Source organism: Desulfurivibrio modestus, from assembly GCF_044068625.1.
Classification (GTDB): Bacteria; Desulfobacterota; Desulfobulbia; order Desulfobulbales; family Desulfurivibrionaceae; genus Desulfurivibrio.
This window is the reverse complement of record NZ_JBIPKH010000004.1, coordinates 50,288-68,542: the sequence shown is the minus strand read 5'-3', so window position 1 is coordinate 68,542 and position 18,255 is coordinate 50,288. Positions and strand designations below refer to the sequence as shown.

The 18,255-nt window shown below is 60.6% G+C and carries 20 protein-coding genes and 1 tRNA gene; 3 read left to right on the top strand and 18 right to left on the bottom strand.

Annotated features, from left to right (window positions below; genetic code table 11):
* Positions 1-12: 12 nt before the first annotated feature.
* On the bottom strand, positions 13-1,587 hold the full coding sequence (locus ACHHRT_RS04125; RefSeq protein WP_395497981.1) for an NAD(P)H-hydrate dehydratase: 1,575 nt from the start codon (positions 1,585-1,587) through the stop codon (positions 13-15).
* A 110-nt stretch (positions 1,588-1,697) separates the two neighbouring features.
* Here ACHHRT_RS04125 and ACHHRT_RS04120 point away from each other — a divergent pair.
* A tRNA-Arg gene (locus ACHHRT_RS04120) sits at positions 1,698-1,773 on the top strand.
* Between the two features lie 211 nt (positions 1,774-1,984).
* Here ACHHRT_RS04120 and ACHHRT_RS04115 read toward each other — a convergent pair.
* The 13 genes from ACHHRT_RS04115 to ACHHRT_RS04055 all read right to left on the bottom strand — a co-directional run bounded on the left by ACHHRT_RS04115 (position 1,985) and on the right by ACHHRT_RS04055 (position 11,508).
* A complete protein-coding gene (locus ACHHRT_RS04115; RefSeq protein ID WP_395497979.1) occupies positions 1,985-2,272 on the bottom strand; it encodes a hypothetical protein in 288 nt (95 codons plus the stop codon).
* 436 nt (positions 2,273-2,708) lie between these two features.
* Positions 2,709-3,830: a phage major capsid protein gene (locus ACHHRT_RS04110; RefSeq protein ID WP_395497977.1), complete on the bottom strand. Its 1,122-nt coding sequence runs from the start codon at positions 3,828-3,830 to the stop codon at positions 2,709-2,711.
* Positions 3,831-4,066: 236 nt separating this feature from the next.
* Entirely contained in the window at positions 4,067-4,258 is a 192-nt protein-coding gene (locus ACHHRT_RS04105) for a hypothetical protein (RefSeq protein ID WP_395497975.1), read from the bottom strand.
* Between the two features lie 94 nt (positions 4,259-4,352).
* Positions 4,353-4,580, bottom strand: a complete 228-nt coding sequence (locus tag ACHHRT_RS04100; RefSeq protein ID WP_395497973.1) for a hypothetical protein — start codon at positions 4,578-4,580, stop codon at positions 4,353-4,355.
* A complete protein-coding gene (locus ACHHRT_RS04095; RefSeq protein WP_395497972.1) occupies positions 4,570-4,788 on the bottom strand; it encodes a hypothetical protein in 219 nt (72 codons plus the stop codon). The genes ACHHRT_RS04100 and ACHHRT_RS04095 overlap by 11 nt, the downstream gene beginning before the upstream one ends.
* Before the next feature lie 3 nt (positions 4,789-4,791).
* Entirely contained in the window at positions 4,792-5,067 is a 276-nt protein-coding gene (locus ACHHRT_RS04090) for a P27 family phage terminase small subunit (RefSeq protein WP_395497970.1), read from the bottom strand.
* Positions 5,068-5,110: 43 nt separating this feature from the next.
* Positions 5,111-5,389 carry a hypothetical protein gene (locus ACHHRT_RS04085; RefSeq protein WP_395497969.1) on the bottom strand — a complete coding sequence of 93 codons (279 nt, stop codon included), beginning with the start codon at positions 5,387-5,389 and terminating at the stop codon, positions 5,111-5,113.
* Positions 5,390-5,395: 6 nt separating this feature from the next.
* Positions 5,396-7,870: a DUF3987 domain-containing protein gene (locus ACHHRT_RS04080; protein WP_395497967.1), complete on the bottom strand. Its 2,475-nt coding sequence runs from the start codon at positions 7,868-7,870 to the stop codon at positions 5,396-5,398.
* 3 nt (positions 7,871-7,873) lie between these two features.
* Positions 7,874-8,080 (bottom strand): helix-turn-helix transcriptional regulator, encoded by a 207-nt coding sequence (locus tag ACHHRT_RS04075; RefSeq protein WP_395497965.1) that lies wholly within the window; start codon positions 8,078-8,080, stop codon positions 7,874-7,876.
* A 113-nt stretch (positions 8,081-8,193) separates the two neighbouring features.
* Positions 8,194-8,757, bottom strand: coding sequence for a hypothetical protein (locus tag ACHHRT_RS04070; protein ID WP_395497963.1), 564 nt, complete (start codon positions 8,755-8,757; stop codon positions 8,194-8,196).
* Positions 8,754-9,323: a hypothetical protein gene (locus ACHHRT_RS04065; protein WP_395497961.1), complete on the bottom strand. Its 570-nt coding sequence runs from the start codon at positions 9,321-9,323 to the stop codon at positions 8,754-8,756. The genes ACHHRT_RS04070 and ACHHRT_RS04065 overlap by 4 nt, the downstream gene beginning before the upstream one ends.
* Positions 9,320-10,549, bottom strand: a complete 1,230-nt coding sequence (locus ACHHRT_RS04060; RefSeq protein WP_395497959.1) for a tyrosine-type recombinase/integrase — start codon at positions 10,547-10,549, stop codon at positions 9,320-9,322. The genes ACHHRT_RS04065 and ACHHRT_RS04060 overlap by 4 nt, the downstream gene beginning before the upstream one ends.
* 227 nt (positions 10,550-10,776) lie before the next feature.
* Positions 10,777-11,508: an SIMPL domain-containing protein gene (locus ACHHRT_RS04055; protein ID WP_395497957.1), complete on the bottom strand. Its 732-nt coding sequence runs from the start codon at positions 11,506-11,508 to the stop codon at positions 10,777-10,779.
* A gap of 320 nt (positions 11,509-11,828) precedes the next feature.
* Here ACHHRT_RS04055 and ACHHRT_RS04050 point away from each other — a divergent pair, with 320 nt between their 5' ends.
* Together ACHHRT_RS04050 and ACHHRT_RS04045 are read left to right on the top strand one after the other, a co-directional pair.
* Complete coding sequence (locus ACHHRT_RS04050; protein ID WP_395497955.1) at positions 11,829-12,140, top strand: STAS domain-containing protein; 312 nt, start codon at positions 11,829-11,831, stop codon at positions 12,138-12,140.
* 12 nt (positions 12,141-12,152) lie between these two features.
* Complete coding sequence (locus tag ACHHRT_RS04045) at positions 12,153-14,072, top strand: methyl-accepting chemotaxis protein (protein WP_395497953.1); 1,920 nt, start codon at positions 12,153-12,155, stop codon at positions 14,070-14,072.
* A 24-nt stretch (positions 14,073-14,096) separates the two neighbouring features.
* Here ACHHRT_RS04045 and ACHHRT_RS04040 read toward each other — a convergent pair whose 3' ends face one another.
* From ACHHRT_RS04040 to ACHHRT_RS04025, 4 genes are all read right to left on the bottom strand, one after another.
* Positions 14,097-14,525 (bottom strand): FKBP-type peptidyl-prolyl cis-trans isomerase, encoded by a 429-nt coding sequence (locus tag ACHHRT_RS04040; RefSeq protein WP_395497951.1) that lies wholly within the window; start codon positions 14,523-14,525, stop codon positions 14,097-14,099.
* Positions 14,526-14,664: 139 nt separating this feature from the next.
* Positions 14,665-15,075: a response regulator gene (locus tag ACHHRT_RS04035; protein ID WP_395497949.1), complete on the bottom strand. Its 411-nt coding sequence runs from the start codon at positions 15,073-15,075 to the stop codon at positions 14,665-14,667.
* A gap of 83 nt (positions 15,076-15,158) precedes the next feature.
* A complete protein-coding gene (locus ACHHRT_RS04030; protein ID WP_395497947.1) occupies positions 15,159-16,739 on the bottom strand; it encodes a two-component system sensor histidine kinase NtrB in 1,581 nt (526 codons plus the stop codon).
* Positions 16,739-18,232, bottom strand: a complete 1,494-nt coding sequence (locus ACHHRT_RS04025; RefSeq protein ID WP_395497945.1) for a phospholipase D-like domain-containing protein — start codon at positions 18,230-18,232, stop codon at positions 16,739-16,741. Before ACHHRT_RS04025 ends, ACHHRT_RS04030 begins: the two co-directional genes overlap by 1 nt.
* Positions 18,233-18,255 lie beyond the last annotated feature (23 nt).

Below are 18,255 nucleotides of genomic sequence, written 5' to 3'. Positions count from 1 at the left end.
TCTCTCTTCTCCCTATCCAGGTTGTCCCGATGGCCCTTCAACCAAAAGCCGGTTAAAGGCCGCCGGAATTTTTGTCGCCACTTCCGAGGCGGTATAGCCAAAATCCAGATTCAGGTCGGCAGCCAGCAGGTCGGCGGCCAGGCCGTGGACATAAACGCCAAGACAGGCGGCCCGCCAGGGAGACAGCCCCCGACCGAGCAGGCCGCCGATCAGGCCGGCCAGGACATCCCCCATCCCGCCGGTGGCCATGCCGGGATTACCGGTGGGGTTAAGCGCCACGGCGCCATCGGGGGCGGCAACAACCGTGCCGGCACCCTTCAGAACCACCCAGACCCCCTGTTCACCGGCCAGCTTTTCCGCCAGCCGCCGTCGCTCCTGCTGCACCTGGCCGCTGCCCAGGCCCAGCAACCTGGCCATCTCTCCAGGGTGGGGGGTCAAAATCCGGGGGCCGGCGGCCTGGCCCAGAATCTCCGGAGTGCGGGCCAGAATATTGAGGGCATCGGCATCCACCACCATGGGCAACGCCTGTTCCCGGTAGAGGGTTCTTACCAGCTCCACGGTTTCCGGGGCCGTCCCCAAACCCGGCCCCAGCACCAAAGCGCTCTTGCCGGCCAGGGCCGAACGGGCCACCTCCAGATCCGCCACCCCCGGGGCCCGGTCGGAGCCCGGCAGGGGAATGGTCATCAGCTCCGGCAGCGCGGTGGCAAAGATCGGCAACAGGGGTAGAGGCACACAGGCACTCAATAAGCCAACTCCGCCCCGCAGGGCCCCCTGGGCCGCCAGCAGAGCGGCCCCGGTTTTCCCCTGGGAACCGGCCAGCAGCAGCAAATGGCCAAAACTGCCCTTATGGGACTCCGTCGGGCGTCGGGAGAGCCAAGGAGCCAGTTCCGGAGCGGTCAACAGCTCCAGCTCAATGGCCACCCGGTCGTAAACCCCGGGCGGCATGCCGATATCCACCACCTCCACCGTCCCGGCCCACCGGTTACCCGGGGGCAGGAGCAGGCCCGGTTTGGCCAGGGCAAAAGTGACGGTACAGGCGGCCTTAACCGCCTCCCCCAACACCTGGCCGCTGTCGCTGTTTAGTCCCGAGGGGGCATCCAACGCCAGCACCGGACCGGAAAAATCGTTGAGCAAACGCACCGCCGCCAGGAAAAGGCCGCTTAAGGGGCGGCTCAAGCCGGTCCCGAAAATACCATCCACTGCCAGGCCGCAAGCCAAAACCCGCGGGGCTACCTCCGCCAGCCCTTCCTTGTCGACGACCACCTCCACCGGCACGGCCGCCTCCTTAAGCCGCAGCAGATTGGCCGCCGCATCGGGGCTGATCCTTGCCGGATCGGCCAACAGCAGCACCCAGGGGCGCGCCCCCAGCCGGTTAAGCAGCCGGGCCATCACCAGGGCGTCACCGCCGTTATTGCCGGGACCGGCCAGCAAGGCGATCTCCAGGCCGGCCACCGGCCCGAAACGCCGAACCAACACCTCCACCGCCCCCCGGCCGGCATTCTCCATCAGGGTCAGGCCGGCTATCCCGAAGGTGGTGGTGGCCAGCCGGTCACACTCCCGCATCTGTTCCGCCGTGGCTAACTTCATCGCGTCCTTGTTTTTTCCCCGTCGGTATGCTAAAAAGCCTTTCTCTTCAAGCGGAAACCGGGCGGCTTTCTTGCCCCCTGAAAACCAGCATCCGCGACCTTTCAGCGGCAGCCCTCGTAGCTCAGGGGATAGAGCACAGGATTCCTAATCCTGGAGTCGCAGGTTCGATTCCTGCCGGGGGCACCACAAAAACAACAACTTACACGACAAGCTAAAAACTGATTTCAGATTGTGTAAGCACATAGTAAGCAGTGCGGCACCCCCATTGCTTACTATTTTTTCAGTCTACCAGGGCCACCGCCGGGCGGCAATCGGCATTTCTCCCTGGCCGTTACTGCGTAACGCAGGCACAAAAAAACCGGCCACCCTCAAGGGCAACCTACGCCATGAAGGCGGTCTAGCGCCGATGCAAGTCAACGATGTTCGTCGGCTGCTTGCTGGGGGCGAATCTGCCGGTGGCCGCCTTGGCCGCCTTCTCCTTCTGCCCAGCTTTTTTGCCACGCGCCAATAGAGCCTTGGCCGCATCCACTCGCAGACGGGCATCAGTGCCGGGGTCGTTCATCACGTCCAGCAAGAAATCCTCCGGGGTTTCGTAAACCTTGCCGGTGGTCGCCTCGCCCATATTCAAACGGGGCCGACCTGAGCCGGGCCGGGGGCCTCCTGATCGTCCTTTAACTCCAGCCATTTGGTTTTTCTCCGGGGTTAAATTTCTCCGTGCAATCATACGCGGTTTCGGCGGTCGCATCTTCCCAAAGATTTTTTATCGCCGGATGATCGTGGCCCTGATACGCCGCCCAGCATCAGCCAGGGCAGACCGGGCCGGGTGATCGGTCGGCATCAACCAGCACGCCAGCCGCAGGGCCATCAGTGCAAGGTGTACCTGCGGCATCATAGCACCCGCCTGCGGAGGCGGGACGGGGGCGGCTGAACAAGGCCGGCCAAGGCGACAATCTTTTTTCGCACCGTTGCGCCGATCTTATGTCCCCGCTTTAACCGTGCTTCGGTTTCACGCTTCGAGAGATTCCACCGGCGGGCCATGGTGGCCCATGCTCTAACTTCGGTTTCCTTCATCGCGCCAACCTCCAAAAAAAAGGGGGGCGGTTACCCGGCCCCCCGTTGAATTACGCGGCCACCTTCAAGAGCTTGATCGCTTGGTGATTGCTTACGCCACCGAACAGGCGCTTGGTCACGTACAGCTTTACCCAGCCTTTGCGCGTGTATTGATCACGAACCAACCGGCGGCCACCGGCCCAATCGCCAATGAGGTAGCCGCGCCGGAAGTCACCGAAGGCGACCGGGAAAGCGTTCTGTGCGACGGCGGGCATGTTGTCGTCGATATAAACCTGTTTGCCCAACAATACATCAGGGGCATCAGGCTCCAGGCCCGGCCGCCACAAGTAGTCGCCATTGCCATCTTTGAGCTTGCGGATATAGGCCCAGGTGGAGTCAGCCATCAACCATACCCCATCGGCCCGGTAAACGGGTTTAGCGGCGGACTGAAGGTCAATCAGGTTGTCGGCGGTGATCGCGCTGTTGCTGCCGCTGGCGATAAAGCCCAGCTTGCCATGCTCCCAGTTCTGGTCTGCGACCGTGGTATAAGCCAGGATGCCCTTGGGCTGCTTCACGCTGTTTCCGGAGATGAACCCCGCGCCTTCCTTCTCGATCTCGCCGGTGGTAATCTCATCCATCAGCCAGGCTTCAACGTCGAATCCGGCCAGGTCCAGCAGCTTTTGGGAAACTTCCGGCATATGATACATCTCGACCCAGGGCGGCGCGAACATGGCCAATTCCGGGCCATCGGTTACATCGCGGGCCTCCATCTCGCCGACCCAACCACCAGCAGCTCCGCCCAAACTCAGGGGCTTTTTGTAGTCACCTTCGCTGATCTGCTTGACGGTGGCAATCTGCCGCATTGCGACGGATTCCCCGGCTACTCGATCCATTTCCCGGTCGAGGGTTTCCGGCACCAGAAAACCGCCATCGGGATCGCTGCTGGTGCTCAGGCTCGACTGAATGCCCCGGAGTTCGGAGTCGTCGCCGCGCCGCAGCCAGCCGCTAAACGCCTTCCGGTGCTCCTGGTCGGCCGGGGCGGCGGTGCTGCCCATGCCCTGACGGCCCGCAGCCTTGGCCCGATCGTCGATCTCGCTTTCCACTGCCGCAAGGCGGCTGCCGAAGGTTTTCACGAAAGCGGCCTGGTTTTCCCCTAACGTCTCAATGCCTTTTACTAAGGTTTCCAATTCCATCATTACACCTTTAATTATGTGTTTTTCTGTAGTTTCTCTACTGCCGGCCACACCCTGCCTCACGTCTCGATGAGCTAACGGGCTGTGGTTGCCTCCCTGGTCGCCAGTGGTCTGCCTCGCGCGTCTCGTGGTCGGCAAGCCTCCATCCCCCAGGTCAGCGGGTGAACGACGACCCTCTCGGTGCCCGTTCAAGAGCCGGGCAACTGCTCCCGGCGCGATTCCAAAAACCTGCATTTTCATTGGTGATCCGCCACAACCTGCTTGACGCGCACAAAGCCATCCTTGCACGGCACGGGTGGCAGTTTTGCACCATCTGCCACCATCAATAGTTGACGAATGGCCGCGCCCATGCTTACGCCTTGCAGAGCCGCAAAAGATTTCAGTTGCCGGTGGGTGTCATCGCTCATCAACAAAGTTGTCTGTTTCATTTCCAAACCTCCATTGGTTTATTGGTTTTTATCAATTCTAACCTTTTTTATTGCGGAATCAATAGCCCGTGGGAAAATTGGGAAAATTGAAAAATCATGGTTTCCCCGCTTCAAGAATTTTTTCGATCAATGGCCGAACCTTTTGCAATCCCCGCCTGGCCTGGTCGGATTCAAAGCCAGCAACAGAAAGCCAAAACTGACAGCAACCAGAGCAAAGGAACCGGGCCGCATTCCATCTTTGCCGGGGTGTGCCGGTGCTGAGGTCGTGGAGCGCATCGGCCAGGATCGCCGCTGCCAACCGGCGGTAATCTTCAACCGGCATCGGCCCCGCCCGGCTCGCCGAACAAGTGTGGCCCCATGCCGGCACCACCAGGCTCTCGCATGAGAGCGGCGCCGTGGATGTGCCAGAGCTTCCGCAGGCGTTCGCGCTCGGCCGGTGTCCAGTAATTGCACCCCATCCCGCAGGTCAGGCAAGCATGGTCGTAGGGGGTCAATTTTCTGCTGCTTCGGGTGGTCCGTTTCCTTGACATGGTTTATTCCTCGCTATCAATGGGGAGTTGGAGCAGCTTCAACGCCTGCATTTTTTGGGATCGCGCATCCCTCAACACCGCAGAAGCCGGGTTGCTTTTGGGTTGCCCGAAACGATCAATCACCACGACGCCATGCTCGGCCACTTGCGCGGCCGCCTCAAGTTCGCTGGTGTACGCTGCCGCAAAAACGGCCAACAGCTCCAAGCCGCCCGCGTCGCGAATTTGATATTCTGCCCTAATCCTGTCTGCTGCTGCTTTGGCTTCGGGTCGAATTTTCATTTTTTGCACCTCGATAATTTTTCAAAGGGATTTTTCCCGCGCACTAAATCGAAGGTATCCCACCGGTTTTACCCTGCGCGGCTCCAAGGATGTGAGCGCCCCCTCCCCCCAGCACCGGGCCGCGTGTCCCGCCGATGATCTCAAATATCTTGCCGCAGCCTTCGCACCGCCAGCCACCGTCAACCTTCAGGTAGTTGTTCGCCTCGCACCGGCCGCAACCGTAGCCCAGCGCCCGGACCTCTTCCGGTTCTTCTGTCGCAACTGTCGCAACTGTCAGTGTCGCAACCTCTCCAGAATCAAAAATCCAATCTTTGAGAGCCATACAATATTAATCTTTTAAAATGTCAGGGTGTATTCTAGCGACTTTTTGCCGGTTTTCCGTTATCACCTTCAACCGTCCCGCCTCGGCAAGCTCTGCCAATACAGGGTTAAGTTTATCGGCTGTCCTGGTTGCTGGTGGGCCATAGCGCAAAATGTCCCGCGTCGGTACTTCCTCAACCCCTGTTTGCCGACAACGGGCAACAATCCAGGCTTCAAGCCGGATCGCGTTGCTCTTGCTGGTCGGCATTGCTATTTCCCCAAAGAACCGCCGGGCCTCGTATAAATGCCAGCCGGTCAGGGCCGCCGCTGCTTTCATGTGTTCGGGGGCAATGGTTCCGCTCAGGCCATGCTCGAAAACATGGAATAAAGCCGCCAGGCGGGCCGCGTTATCTGCTGCCTTGCTGGCAACGTCTTTGGTTTCTGCCATATCCCGACCGGGCCTCAGTTCCCGTTCCACGTCATCGTGGAATGTCACCCAAAGGTTTTTAGCTTCCGGTGATAGCTCCAGCAGCAGGGGGGAAAGTTCGCCGGTGTCGGTAAAATTAGGGGTGGTGTCCAGCAGGGCCCCTAACCGCCTATGGAATTTTGACAGGTGGGGCCAGTGTTCGGGGGGATCCTGAAACAGTCTTTCGCCTTGTGTGCTTTCCGGCCAGGCAATCAGAAAACGAGCAAGCCAGCCAATCCCCCGCGCCAACCCTTTTGACGAATCCAGAAACGCACGGACGGTTTCAGGCTGCACCGCCAAGCCCATTGACAGCCGGGCCCCGTCAACCCGGAAAGAATCACTTGTTCGGCGGTCAATCGCCAGGGGCCGGCCATCCCATAAATAATTGAGCGTTGACATATTGTTCATGGCGGAATCTTTGCTCATCCCATGCCCGCCAAAGACAACGCCGGCCTCGCTTGAATTAACCGCGCCAACCTGCCAGCCGGTCCCTAATTTGTAGGCCAGGGCTTCGGGGGTGATACTACCGAACAAAAGCCGGGGGGTTTTAGGCTGAATTGGTTTGGCAAGCTCAAGCGTTACTATTTGCCGCTCAAGGTCTCCGGTGTCCTTGCCTGCCTTGGTCCGGTCCTTCACGGCCGCCAGCAGTCCGGCCCGCTTGGCTGTCCAGGTTTCCAGGGCCGCCGTATATTCCCTTAATAATGGCCTGACATATTCTTGCTGTTCTTTTTCCCATTGCTCAATAGCCTTAAGGAAAAAGCCGTCAATCGTGGATTTCCTTTCTCCTGAATCAGCAACCGCCAGCAGGTAAACGCCGGTGGGGCCCGTCAGCTTGTCGGCCCGCTTTACATCCGCCAACCCCTGAACAACGGTTGAAACGGCCGCAATAGCGCAACAAGCGCCCAGGGCAACCGGACACTGGACAAAATTCACAACCTCGTTGACGGCTTCGCGTATGGTTTCTGGCAGGGCTTGCAAGGGAAGGGGGGCGGCCGGTTCAGTCTCCACCAGGGGGCTAATCTCCGGCCATTGCGACACTGACAGTTGCGACTTTTGCGACACTTCGCCGTAGCCCTGCCGGGCCAGTTCCCGCGCTGCCGCTGAATATTCGCCGTTATGGTTGAAAGCCGCGAACAGGCCGAAAGGGTCATAACTCTTGCCAGGCTCCAGCGGGCTTGCGTTGCTCGACCAACAATAGAAATTGCCGGTTTCCAGCAGTACGCCAGAGCATCCGCCGCCCTTGCCGGGCCTGGTCCATCCCATGCCGCCGCTGGTGGGCCGGTCGGGCTTCCAGCCGTGGGCGCTTAAAATGTCCGCCACGGTGTGGCTCTGGTTAAACAAGTCGCCGGGGCTTGGGGCGGTTGATTGTCGGGGGGTGTTTTTTGTTTCCGGTTCGGGGCTGACAGTCGGCCGCAGGTCAAAAGCTCGGGCTACCCGGTGAATGGCCGCCACTTCATCCGCCGTCAATGTGGGGCAATCGGTCAGGCTACCCGCTAAAACCTCATAGCCGGGACTTGGGGCGGTCAGGAAATAGCCGCCTTCGCCCCTACTCTCGATTCTGACTTGTCCGTCTGATTTGCAAGCAAGTTTGAGATTACCGGAAACCGGGGCCTGGCTTCGGTAAAGCAGATGGAAACCGCCGGAAGGGGTGCGCCGCTTTATCAGCTTGCCAGGTAGGCCGGGGGCCACTTCGCCCAGCGTTGCAAGGTAGGGCTCAAAGGCTTGTGGATCGTCAAAATCCAAGCACTCCAGGCCGCCGGAAACCTTGCCCGCAACCACGGCCAGCCGTGCGCCGTTGGTAAAAGCTCGCCGGGCCGTGGCTTCGGTCATGGGGGTTGTCTGGTATCGCTTCCAGGGGCCCAGGGGCCGCTTGTCCGGGCCGGTGGGGATTACCGAGAAACCGCAGCCAAGCAGGGCAAGCGCCGCTTGCAAAACCGGCCTGGCCGTGGTAACATCTTTTCGTGTTTCGTGTTTTCTGGCCCTGCTCCCTGTGCTTTCGAGGCTTGGGGGGGCGGGGCCGGTTGCGTTGGGGGCCATGGTTCAGCCCTCCGTGGTGTTCGAACGGACGCTTTGCTCCATGTACTCCTGAAGGTCGGCCAGACGATACCGGACAGCCCGGCCCAACTTCAAATAGCGGGGGCCTTGGCCGCGTGTTGCCCAAACATCCAGGGTTCCTTTTTTGAGGCCAAGGAAGTCTGCCGCTTCCTGCCGGGTCAAGGGGGGGGTGTGTTGCGGGGGGTGTGACATGGCGGAACCTCCAAAAGTTTTTCATTTAACTTCTGGCGATACCGTAGCGCACAAAACAGAACAAGTCAAAGCTATGTAGCTGAATACACTACCTTTTTTGGCACTTAACCCGGTTAACTGCCAACTGCTTCCTCGATAATCTCGCGGGTTCTCCTGACCTTCAGATTGTACGTTGAAGCGTATTTTTCCGCGAAACTGTTTATAGTTAGCTGGCTGTTTTTCCTAACTGCTGCCAGGTAATCGGCCACGATTTGGGAGTCGCGGGCCTCTCTCCCGGCCGGATCCAAACCCTTCCAGGTTTTGCGCTTCTGGCGCTTTCTTTGGGCCGTTATGCTTGCTTTCGCCGTTGCAAGTGTGGCGTCATAACCGGCCACCATGTGGAACCGCTTCCAGGCTCCGGCAAAGGGCGCAACATGTGCCGCGTGAAGGCCACCGTCTCGCAGCCGCTCCAGCACGTCCCGCGCTGCAAACCACAACACGGTGGCCGCGTCTGCCGCCTCGGTGCCAGGGGTTGCGCTATCTTGCCAAGCCTCCAGCGGGGTAATCACATAAGCTCGAAACGCCCGCAATAGACCGGGGGCCGGTTCGCCGGTCTCGGCCGCTTCCCGCAGCACCTCTAATGCGTGGGCTTGCTCGGCGGTGTCGAACAGGTTGGCAACAATTTCTGCCTTGTTCATGCCTTGGCCCTCCTGCTGTCAAGGTCAGCAACTTTCGCCTTGAGTATTTCGCGCATTCTCCGGCTTTTTAGGCTGTACCTTGCCGCGTATTTTTCCACAAAGCTGTTTATGGTTAGCTGGCTATTCTTCCTGACCTTTCCTTGGTAGTCGGCTAAAATCTGTTCGTCGCGGGCCTCCCTTCCGGCCGTGTTCAACCCTGCCCAGGTCTGGCGCTTTTGCCTTTTTTCCCGCTGCTTCCGGCTGTACTTTCTCTTTTTGCCTGCGAGCCTTGAGTTGAGGCCGAATGATCCGAACCGCTCGGTTTCTGAACCGGCAATAAAGGACTCCTTCGCAATGCTTTCTATTTTGGCGAATTGCTCGGGAGTAACTTCCGGTCGGAGTTCGGCCAGCCGTGCGCCTATCTCAAGGTGCAACGTTTTTAATTCGCGCAAATCGTCCGAGATTTTTTCCCCGAGCAAAAATTCTGAACGTCCGGCCAGGATTCGTTGCCGCTCGGCCAGAATTTCGAGAAACAGATCGTCAAGCGTCCAGTCGTCAAGGTGCCAGGTCGCGTTAAAATCCGTCATCCCTTGGCCCTCCTGGTGGCAAGGTCAACAATCTTTGCCGCGTCAAGCTCGGCCTGCCTTAGTACCCACTCCGCTATCTTTGCGACCTCCGGGGCCAGATAACGGCAATCGCTCGTTTCCGTGTAGCTCTCAAGCGTCACGTCGCCCCGTATTGTGTGGTTCATCAACAGCTTGGTCTTCCACAGTTCAACCCCAGCCTCGGCCGCGATAGCGCGGAAGGATCGCCGCAAGTCATGGGGGCTTACCTGTTCCCCTGCAAGCGGGGCCAGCTTTACCAGCACCGGCCGGACGTTGTTAAACTTTTTACCTGCCAGTCGGCCAGGGAACACAAAAGGGCCTGTTTGCGGCCTGGCCCGCAGAAGCTCAACCAAGGGCGGGGCAAGGGGCAGATGAACCGGGTTCCTATTCTTCGGGTCCGGGATATACCACCAGCCCTCGTCAAGGTTCACGCGGTCCCAGGTCAGGCCCAGGACTTCATCCTTGCGGCCGCCGGTAAGCAGCATGAAGGCCACCGCATCGCAGGCGGTACGGGTGGCCGCCCTGGTAAATTCGTGGTTCTTGATTGCCATCAAGCCATTCCAGAACGCGCCAACCTTGGAAACCTGTATTTTTCGACGCTTGGGCTTGACGGTGGCCCATAGCCGGGCATCGCTCAAAACCTGGACGGGGTTTTCCGTCAAAATCGGCTTGTCGTTGTGGCGATATGTAGCGCGGGCAAAATTCAACAGCGCCCGCAGGTTGCGGAAACATTGCACCGCCTGGCTCGGGGATTGCTCGGCCTTGGCAAGATACATTTTTTTTACGGTGTCTCGGGTGATATGGGAGATGGGCTTGTCAGCCAGGGCGGCAAGGTTGCTGTTCAAATGATGCTGAATGCTGGCGACGGATAGAGGGGCCAGGGTCCGGGCTTCTATATAGTCGGCCACCACCTGCCGCAGAGTGACGGCTACGGCCTTTTGACGGGCTTTCTCGGCTGCCGGGTCTTTGCCCTCGGCCATGTCAACAAGGGCCTTCCGGGCCTTATCGCGGGCCTGGTCGGTGGTGATCACGCCATGCTTGCCCAGAGTAACGCGCCGGGTTCTGCCCTGAATGCGGGCCTGGACGATATAAACGCGGGAGTTCGGGTTCAGACGGACGCCAAAACCTTTCAGTTCAGAATCCCAAAAGAAGGTTTGGCCGGTGGCCGGGTGTGGTAGCTTCTCGACGGTGGTTTTTGTCAGCTTCATGGTGGCCCCCTGAAAAATAGTAAGCACATAGTAAGCAGATTAGATTAAACCCGGTAAAACATCATAGGATTTTATCTAATGCTAACCGCCCACTATGTCAAGGAAAAAGCTGCTTACTAAAACAGGGTTAAACCCCATAAAACACTATTCTTGAGGATTCCTAATCCTGGAGTCGCAGGTTCGATTCCTGCCGGGGGCACCAGCTCTTAACCATCAACTTTTATTCCTCAACGACCCCAGGCGGTCCCGCTGACCGTGACCCGGATCTTGGAGCTGCCCGCTTCGATGGCGGGGGCAACCGCTTCGGCGGAAAGTGCGGCCTCGCCCCGCGCCAGCAGGGGACGAACCGGCTGGTAGGAATCATCCTTGACCTGCAGTTCGTGGGGCAGCCAACTCCGCCCCCCCAGCCTTTTCACCGCCGCCTCCGCCCTGGTCCGCCAGGCATCAATGGCGGCGGCGGTCAACTTGGCCCGGCTGGCCTCCCGCCGCTGATCGGAAACGGTGAAGCCCATCCCCGTGAGCTGCAGGTCCATGGCCTGCAGGCGGCCGATCAGGGCGGCGGCCGCCTCGATGTCGGTACTTTCCAGGATTAACTGCTGGCGAACCAGCCAGCCGGTCCGCTGACTGACCCCCTCCCGCCGCTCGTAAACAGGCTGGGTGGCATAGGCGGCGGTTCTGACCTTCACCGCGGGATAACGTTCAGCCTCGCCCAACGCCCGCTGCATGATTCCGGCCACCGTGGCGGCCAGCCGGGCACTGTCGGGGCCACTACGCTCAACCGCCAGAGTGGCGGTCAGCAGATCGTTGTTGACCTCCTCTTCGGCCCAGGCACTCAACTGCACGGTGAAGCCATCGGCAGGGTTCCGGGGAAAATCGGCAGCCCTAACAAGCCCGGGGGTGAGCAAACCCCAAACCAGCAGCACAGCCAGTAACCGTCGCAACCTCGGCAAAGCAACCATCGGCGCCTCCTCAATTTGATCGATCCCATGCCGCCGGGGTTTTGCACTTACCGGCCACCTTGCCAGCATACCATCGATCCCGGCCGGCCATCAGGACAAAGTGACCCGCTCCACAACTAACGCGAGTTGGCAATCTTCGTCAAGAATAACCACCAGCCAACGTTATGGTCGGACAACGCTCGGCAAAAATGTAAAAATACTTTACCAATATAACTGTTTCATTGTATACTAACACGGCTATCAATCTGCGACACCACGGGCAGCGCCAACCGGGAAATCACCTGGAAACAAAGCATTTTGCCGACGAGGAGTAGCCAGCCATGCAGATCGAAACCAGCCAACAGGACGCCAAGGTTCGTGTCTCCATCCAGGGAACCATAAACGAGAAGGGCGCTGAAGAGCTGAAAAGCTGTTTCAAGCAGTTATCCCTGGCAACGGTCGAGGAGGTGGAGATCGACTGCGGTCGGGTCCAACATATCGGCAGCTCGGGGATCGGCAAAATCCTCTTGCTCTATAAAGCGTTGACCAGCCAGGGGGGAAAGCTGGCCGTGGTCAATCTGCCCGGCCCCATCCATGAGCTGTTTACGGAATTGAAACTGGATACCCTGTTTACCGTGACCCGACAAGCATAACGAGGCACCCCCATGTTGAACGGCATAGGCAGAATAGTCGATTCGCTGGTCGGCAACCTTACGATCAAGCAACAGATCTCCCTGGGCTTCCTGGTAATGATCGCCCTGCTGGTCCTCAGCGGCCTGGCCAGCTTCATCGGCGTCAACTTCATCACCCGGGACGCCCATGAGATGGCGGCCAGCAACCAGTTGGACTCTGCCCTGGCCCAGCGGGAAGTGGACCATCTGGTCTGGGCCAACCGGCTTGCCACCCTTTTCACCGACGATTCGGTCACCCAGCTGAACGTGACCACCGATCATCGCCAGTGCGCCCTGGGCCGCTGGCTCCATGGCGAGGGGCGGCAAGCGGCCGAAACCCTGTTGCCCAGCCTTGCCCCCCTGTTGCGGGAACTGGAGCAGCCCCACTTGCGGCTCCACCAGACGGCGAGCAAAATCGGCGAGCAGTTCCGGCCCGCTGACCACCATCTGACCAACTTCCTGCGGGAGATCAAGATCGCCCACCTCAACTGGGTCAACGCCATTAAGGATATCTTCCTTGACCCCGAGGTTACCAGGATTGAGGTCCAGACCGATCCCCGCCTTTGTGGCCTGGGGAGCTGGCTCTACTCCGACGACTTCAGCAGTCGCCGCCGGCAGAGCCCGGAACTGGCCGCCTTCTGGAACGCGGTGGAACGCCCCCATGTCGAGCTGCACCAGAGCGTGAGTGAAATCAACGATTGGCTGGCCAAAGGTCAACGGCAGACCGCCCTCAATCTGTTCAATGACCGCACCTTGCCCGCCGCCCAAGCCACCCTGACCGCCCTGGACGACACCCTGGCCTGGCTGGACGGCAACCTGGCGGGATATCAGGCCGCCCAGACCACTTACTCCCAGGAGACCCTGACCGCCCTGGAAGAGGTACAAGCCGTTCTCCACCGCACCCGCGAGCATGCCCGGGCCAACCTGGTCACCGACGAAGGCCTGCTGGCCACGGTCTGGGGCCTGAGAATCCGGGTAATCCTGGTGGTCCTGGGCGGCGTAGCCTTCGGAATCGGAGTGACTTGGCCGTTAACCATCCGGCTTTCCCGGATTCTGGAAAGGGCGGCCCGGGACGTGGACAACAGCTCCAGCCAGGTGGCCGCCGCCGCCCTCGAGATCTCGGCCAGCAGTCAATCCCTGTCGGATACCGCCTCGGAACAGGCCAGCAGCGTCGAGGAAACCTCGGCGGCATTGGAAGAGATCGCCGCCCAGAGCGCCCAGACCGTGGAACTCACCGAGGGCTCGGAGCTATTGATGCGGGAAAATATCAGAAAGTCGGGGCAGTCACTCAAGGCCCTGGCGGAGTTGACCGAAAACATGACCCAGATCGAAAAGGACAGCGGCCAGATCCGGCTGATCATCTCCACCATCGATTCCATAGCCTTCCAGACCAACCTGCTGGCCTTGAACGCGGCGGTGGAGGCGGCCCGGGCCGGTGAGGCGGGGGCGGGGTTCGCGGTGGTGGCCGACGAGGTCAAGAACCTGGCGATGAAGACCGCCCAGGAGGCCAACCAGATCCAGCAGCTGCTGGACACCACCGTGGCCCGGATCACCACCTGTGCCGGCTCCCTCAAGAAGGTCAACAGCGACTTCGACGATATCGTCGAGACCGCCACCATCATCGGAGACAAAAACAGCGCCATCACCGAGGCCACCACGCAGCAGGCCAAGGGAGTGCAGCAGATCACCGAGGCCACCAACGAAAATGCCGACGCCACCCAAAGGGTGGCCGCCGCCGCTGAAGAGGCCGCCGCCGCCTCGGAGGAGTTGAGCGCCCAGTCCGGCGAACTGAAAAGGGTGGTGATCGAGCTGGGCAATCTGGTCTTCGGGGCCAAGGCCACCGGCCAGATGACCAAAACCGAGCGGGGAGAGGGCCGTGGCCAACGCCCCCGGCTCGGTTACGATAAAGATTAGCTCCGGAGCAAAAGCCGCGCCGTTTTAGGCGATGGCCACCAGCTCGATGTCGAAATTGAGATCCTGGCCGGCCAGGGGGGGATTGGCGTCCAGCTTGATGGAGTCGGCGGCCACCTCCACCACTCGGACCACCACGGTCTCCCCGTTGGGGCCGCTCATCTGCAGATTCTGATCCACTTCGGGGTTAAGATCCGGCGGCACCTGGCTGCGGGGGATATCGATAATCAACTGGTCAAGACGGGGGCCGTAGGCCTGGTCCATGGGGATGGTGACATTTTTGGCCTCCCCGACCTTCATCCCTGCCACCGCCTGGTCAAATCCGGGAATAACCTCGCCGCCGCCGAGGGTGAAAGAGAGGGGCTCACGGCCCTGGGAGGAGTCGAAGACGGTGCCGTCGGTCAGCTTGCCGGTATAGTGGATCTGGACATTGTCACCTGTTTTTGCCTGGGTCATGGAAATTTTCTCCTTGATCTAAAGTTAACGGCCCGGCGGAAAACCCGTCGGGCCGAGATATTGCGCCCACCATACCACAGATCAGCAGAGAATCACACCCTTATCCGTTTTTACAAATTTTTCCACCCCCCGCTTCGCCCTATCCCCCACCGCGGCGATTGAGAATTCGCACCAAGGCGTCCTCGACATCATCGGTGGAGAGGGGTTTCTCGATAAACTCATGCACCCCGAGCCGGAAGGCCTCGGCCAAGACAGTTTCGTTCATATAGGCGGTGAGCAGGATCTTCTGGGCGGCGGGCTGCAACTCCTGCAGGGCCCGGAGAAAATCCAGGCCATTCATCCCCGGCAGGCGGAAATCGGTGATCACCACATCAAAGGGCTGCCGCCGCAGAATATCCAGGCCCTCCTCGGCACTTTCCCGAGCCAGGAGCCGGCAGCCCTCATTCTCAAAAAAGAGTTCCAGCGAGTTGCGCAACAGCTCATCATCCTCGACCAGGAGAAGCTTAAGGTGGCGCAGCTCCTCAAACAAGGTGCTTTTCTCGGCAATCATCCCGGCAGCCTCCCGCGTTTTACCCGGTCCCCGCTCCGCAGCAACAACTCATCTCGTTATTCTCTCACAACCTCAACCGGTTGTCACCTTTTTCTCGACCCACTCTCCGGAGGCAGCAAAATCCGGAAACAGGCCCCGCCCAGAGCGCTCTCGGCCAGCACCAAACGCCCCCCGTGATCGCTGATGATCCGATGACTGATATTTAGCCCAATCCCGGTCCCGTCGCCCTTGGTGGTGTAGAAGGGATCGAAAATCCGCTCCCGCACCCCGACCGGAATGCCTGGCCCACTGTCATCCACCCGGATTTCAACCATATCATCCGCCATCAGGGTTTGCACCCGCAGGCGGCGCGGGGCCGTCGGGGGCAGTTGCTCCATCGCCTCGGCGCTGTTGGTCAGCAGGTTGAGCAGCACCTGCTCGAGCTGCTGGCGATCGATCCGACAGAGTGGCAGATCGGAGGCCGCTTCCAGCTCCGGCTTGATGCCCCGCCGCTCCAGGAGTACCGTCGCCAGCTCCAGAGCCGCCAGCACCGGCTGGTTGGGATCAATGGCCCGGACCTGCAGTTGGCCGGGCTTGGCAAAATCGATCACCCGCTGGATCACCGCCTCGATCCTGGCGGAAGCCGCCGTTAGCCGCTGAAATATCTCCTCCACCCGGGAGCCCATTTCCGGACGGCCGTACATCCGCTGGAGGGTGCCCAGGTAGATATTGATCCCCGAGAGGGGGTTACGGATCTCATGGGCCATCCCGGCGGCCACCCTTCCCAGGGAAGACATCTTGTCCTGCACCCGCAGCAGGCGCTCCAACTCCTTGGCCTGGCTGATATCCACCATGCTGATCAGCATGGTCTTGCGCCCCTGAAAATCGATGGGCCGGGCCCGGCAGTAGACCCAGACCAGTTCACCCTCCCGCCGTCGCCCGCTGCTGTAGAGGCGAAATTCCAGATCAACCTGGGCGACCGCCCCGCTGTCGATCTTCCGGTAACTCTCCCAGACCTTGCCCAGATCATCGGGGTGGATGGCGGTGAAATCCTTGAGCAGCAGCGAATTGGGCATATTGCCCAGCAGGCGGCGCTGCTCGGGATTCTGATAGATGATCTCCCCATCCTGGACCAACAAAACCCCCACCAGGGAATTTTCAACCAATTCCCGAAAGTTATGTTCGCTGCGCCGCAGATTTTCCTCGGCCTGCTTGCGGGCCGTGATGTTGATGGCAATCTCCAGGCGGACCAAGCGCCCGTCGGGCCAGTGGATGGCCCGGTCGATGCAGAGATACCAGTGGTTATCGGCGGGGTTACGAAATTCCCGAACCACCGGCCGGGCCGGGGTGCCGTCGGGATTGACCAAAATCCGGTTGGAGCAGAAGAGACAAGGGCCTCGCCCACCCCCCAGACCCGCCCGCTGATAGCACTTACTACCCACCAGGTCCGAACTGAACAGCTCCTGATTGCGACCGGTGATGGCCAGAATCTCATGACTCTCCATGTCGGCGACATAGGCCCCGCCCTCAACGGCCTGGAAGATGGCGAAGAACTCCTCCAACTGGCGGTGCAGGGCCGCCTCCGTCCGTCGCCGGGTCAGCCGTCGCTCCCGTTTCAAGCAGAAAAAGGTGGTCACCAGTGCCGCCACGACCGCCCCCAGCAGGACCGGATAGAGCCAGATCATCAGAAGGTCCCCATGCCACTGAACTCCTGCCAGGCCGCCCACGCCGCCTTAGCCGTTGATCTTTCGGCAAATGCGGAATAGTCAAGGGTATATTCCCCGGCCCGATTATCCCACAGGCGGGCAAAGAAGTCGGCCACCGCCACCGAAATCGCCGCCTCCACCCCGGCCCGAATCTCCAGGCAGGTCTCCAGATTGTAATCGGCCAGGTTCCGCCGGGTGAGATTGGCCGAACCACCAATGATCACCGCCCGATCTCCCCGTTGCACCATGGTCAGCTTGACGTGAAACTGTTCCCCCCGGGTGTCATACCAGCGAATCCGCAGGCGGTCGCCGGCGGCGGCCAGGAGGCGGGCCGCGCTCTGGCGGTTGGGAATTCCCCGTTTATCCCGGCCGAAGGCGTCACGGTTGGGGTCGAGAATCAGGCGGACCTCGACCCCCCGGCGGGCGGCGGCAGCCAGGGCGGCCATGACCCGGCGATCGGCCAGATAAAATTGCCCCATCCAAATCAGATCCCCCAGCTGGGTCCCCTGGAGGGCGGCCAGCAACTGCCGCCGGATCGCCCCTTCACCAAGCATCCTGACCTTGACCCCTTCCCTTGCCGCGCCGCCCTCCCCGGCCGCCGCCTCATTCCGCCCCCCCCGGCCCCGTCCTCCACCCCCGGGCAACTCCGCCGCCTCCACCATTGCCGAAGCCGGCGAATCGTGCCCGGAGAAGCGGGCCACCGCCAGTTCACCCGCCAGCAGATCGCCGATAATCTCTCCGGAGGCCAGAAAGGCGATATTGCTGTGGCGGGCGGAGGCATCGTGGATATTACCGGAACTGACCAGGGCCGCCCTCTCGGTGAGCAGCAGTTTGCGGTGATTGGCCTTGAAGTTGAGCAGCTTAAGCCAGGAAGCCAGACCCATGGCCGGGGCCTCGGGGGCAAAGGGGTTGGGCAACCGACCCCGTCCCTCCACCGGCCGCCACCATTGCAGCAGGGGCCGCCAGAGCCCGGAATAGATGGGATTGGAGTCCCGCAATTCGCTCAGATCGGTGATCACCACCTCGACCCCATGGGCGGCCAGGCGGGCCAGGTGGGGTTCGGAATAGGAGCCGTAACCGGTGTTAACCTCGTCGGCGATAAACATTACCGCCAACCGGGGCCGGGCCTGCCGGGCGGCAAGCAGGGCCCCGGTAACCCGCTCCACCGGTGAGGCCTGGCCCGGGGCCAGGCCGTTGCCGCCATCCCACTCCGCTCCCCAGCGGTTGAAAAGGAACATATCGACCACGATGAATTGTTCCGCCCGGGCAATCTCGGCCAGCATGGCCGCCACGATCCGTTCCTCGTGGACCCGGCGACCGTCCAGCCCATAACTGAGGTCATAAAGAAAAATCAGCCCAGCACCATCCCGCCAGGGGCCGGTGCTGGAGATCCCCGGGGGCAAGGCCTTGCGGAGGCCGTAAATCGTCCCCAGGCACCAGATCAACAGCAGCATTATCAACAAGGCTTTCATCGGTCGTCCCATTCAGGTATGAT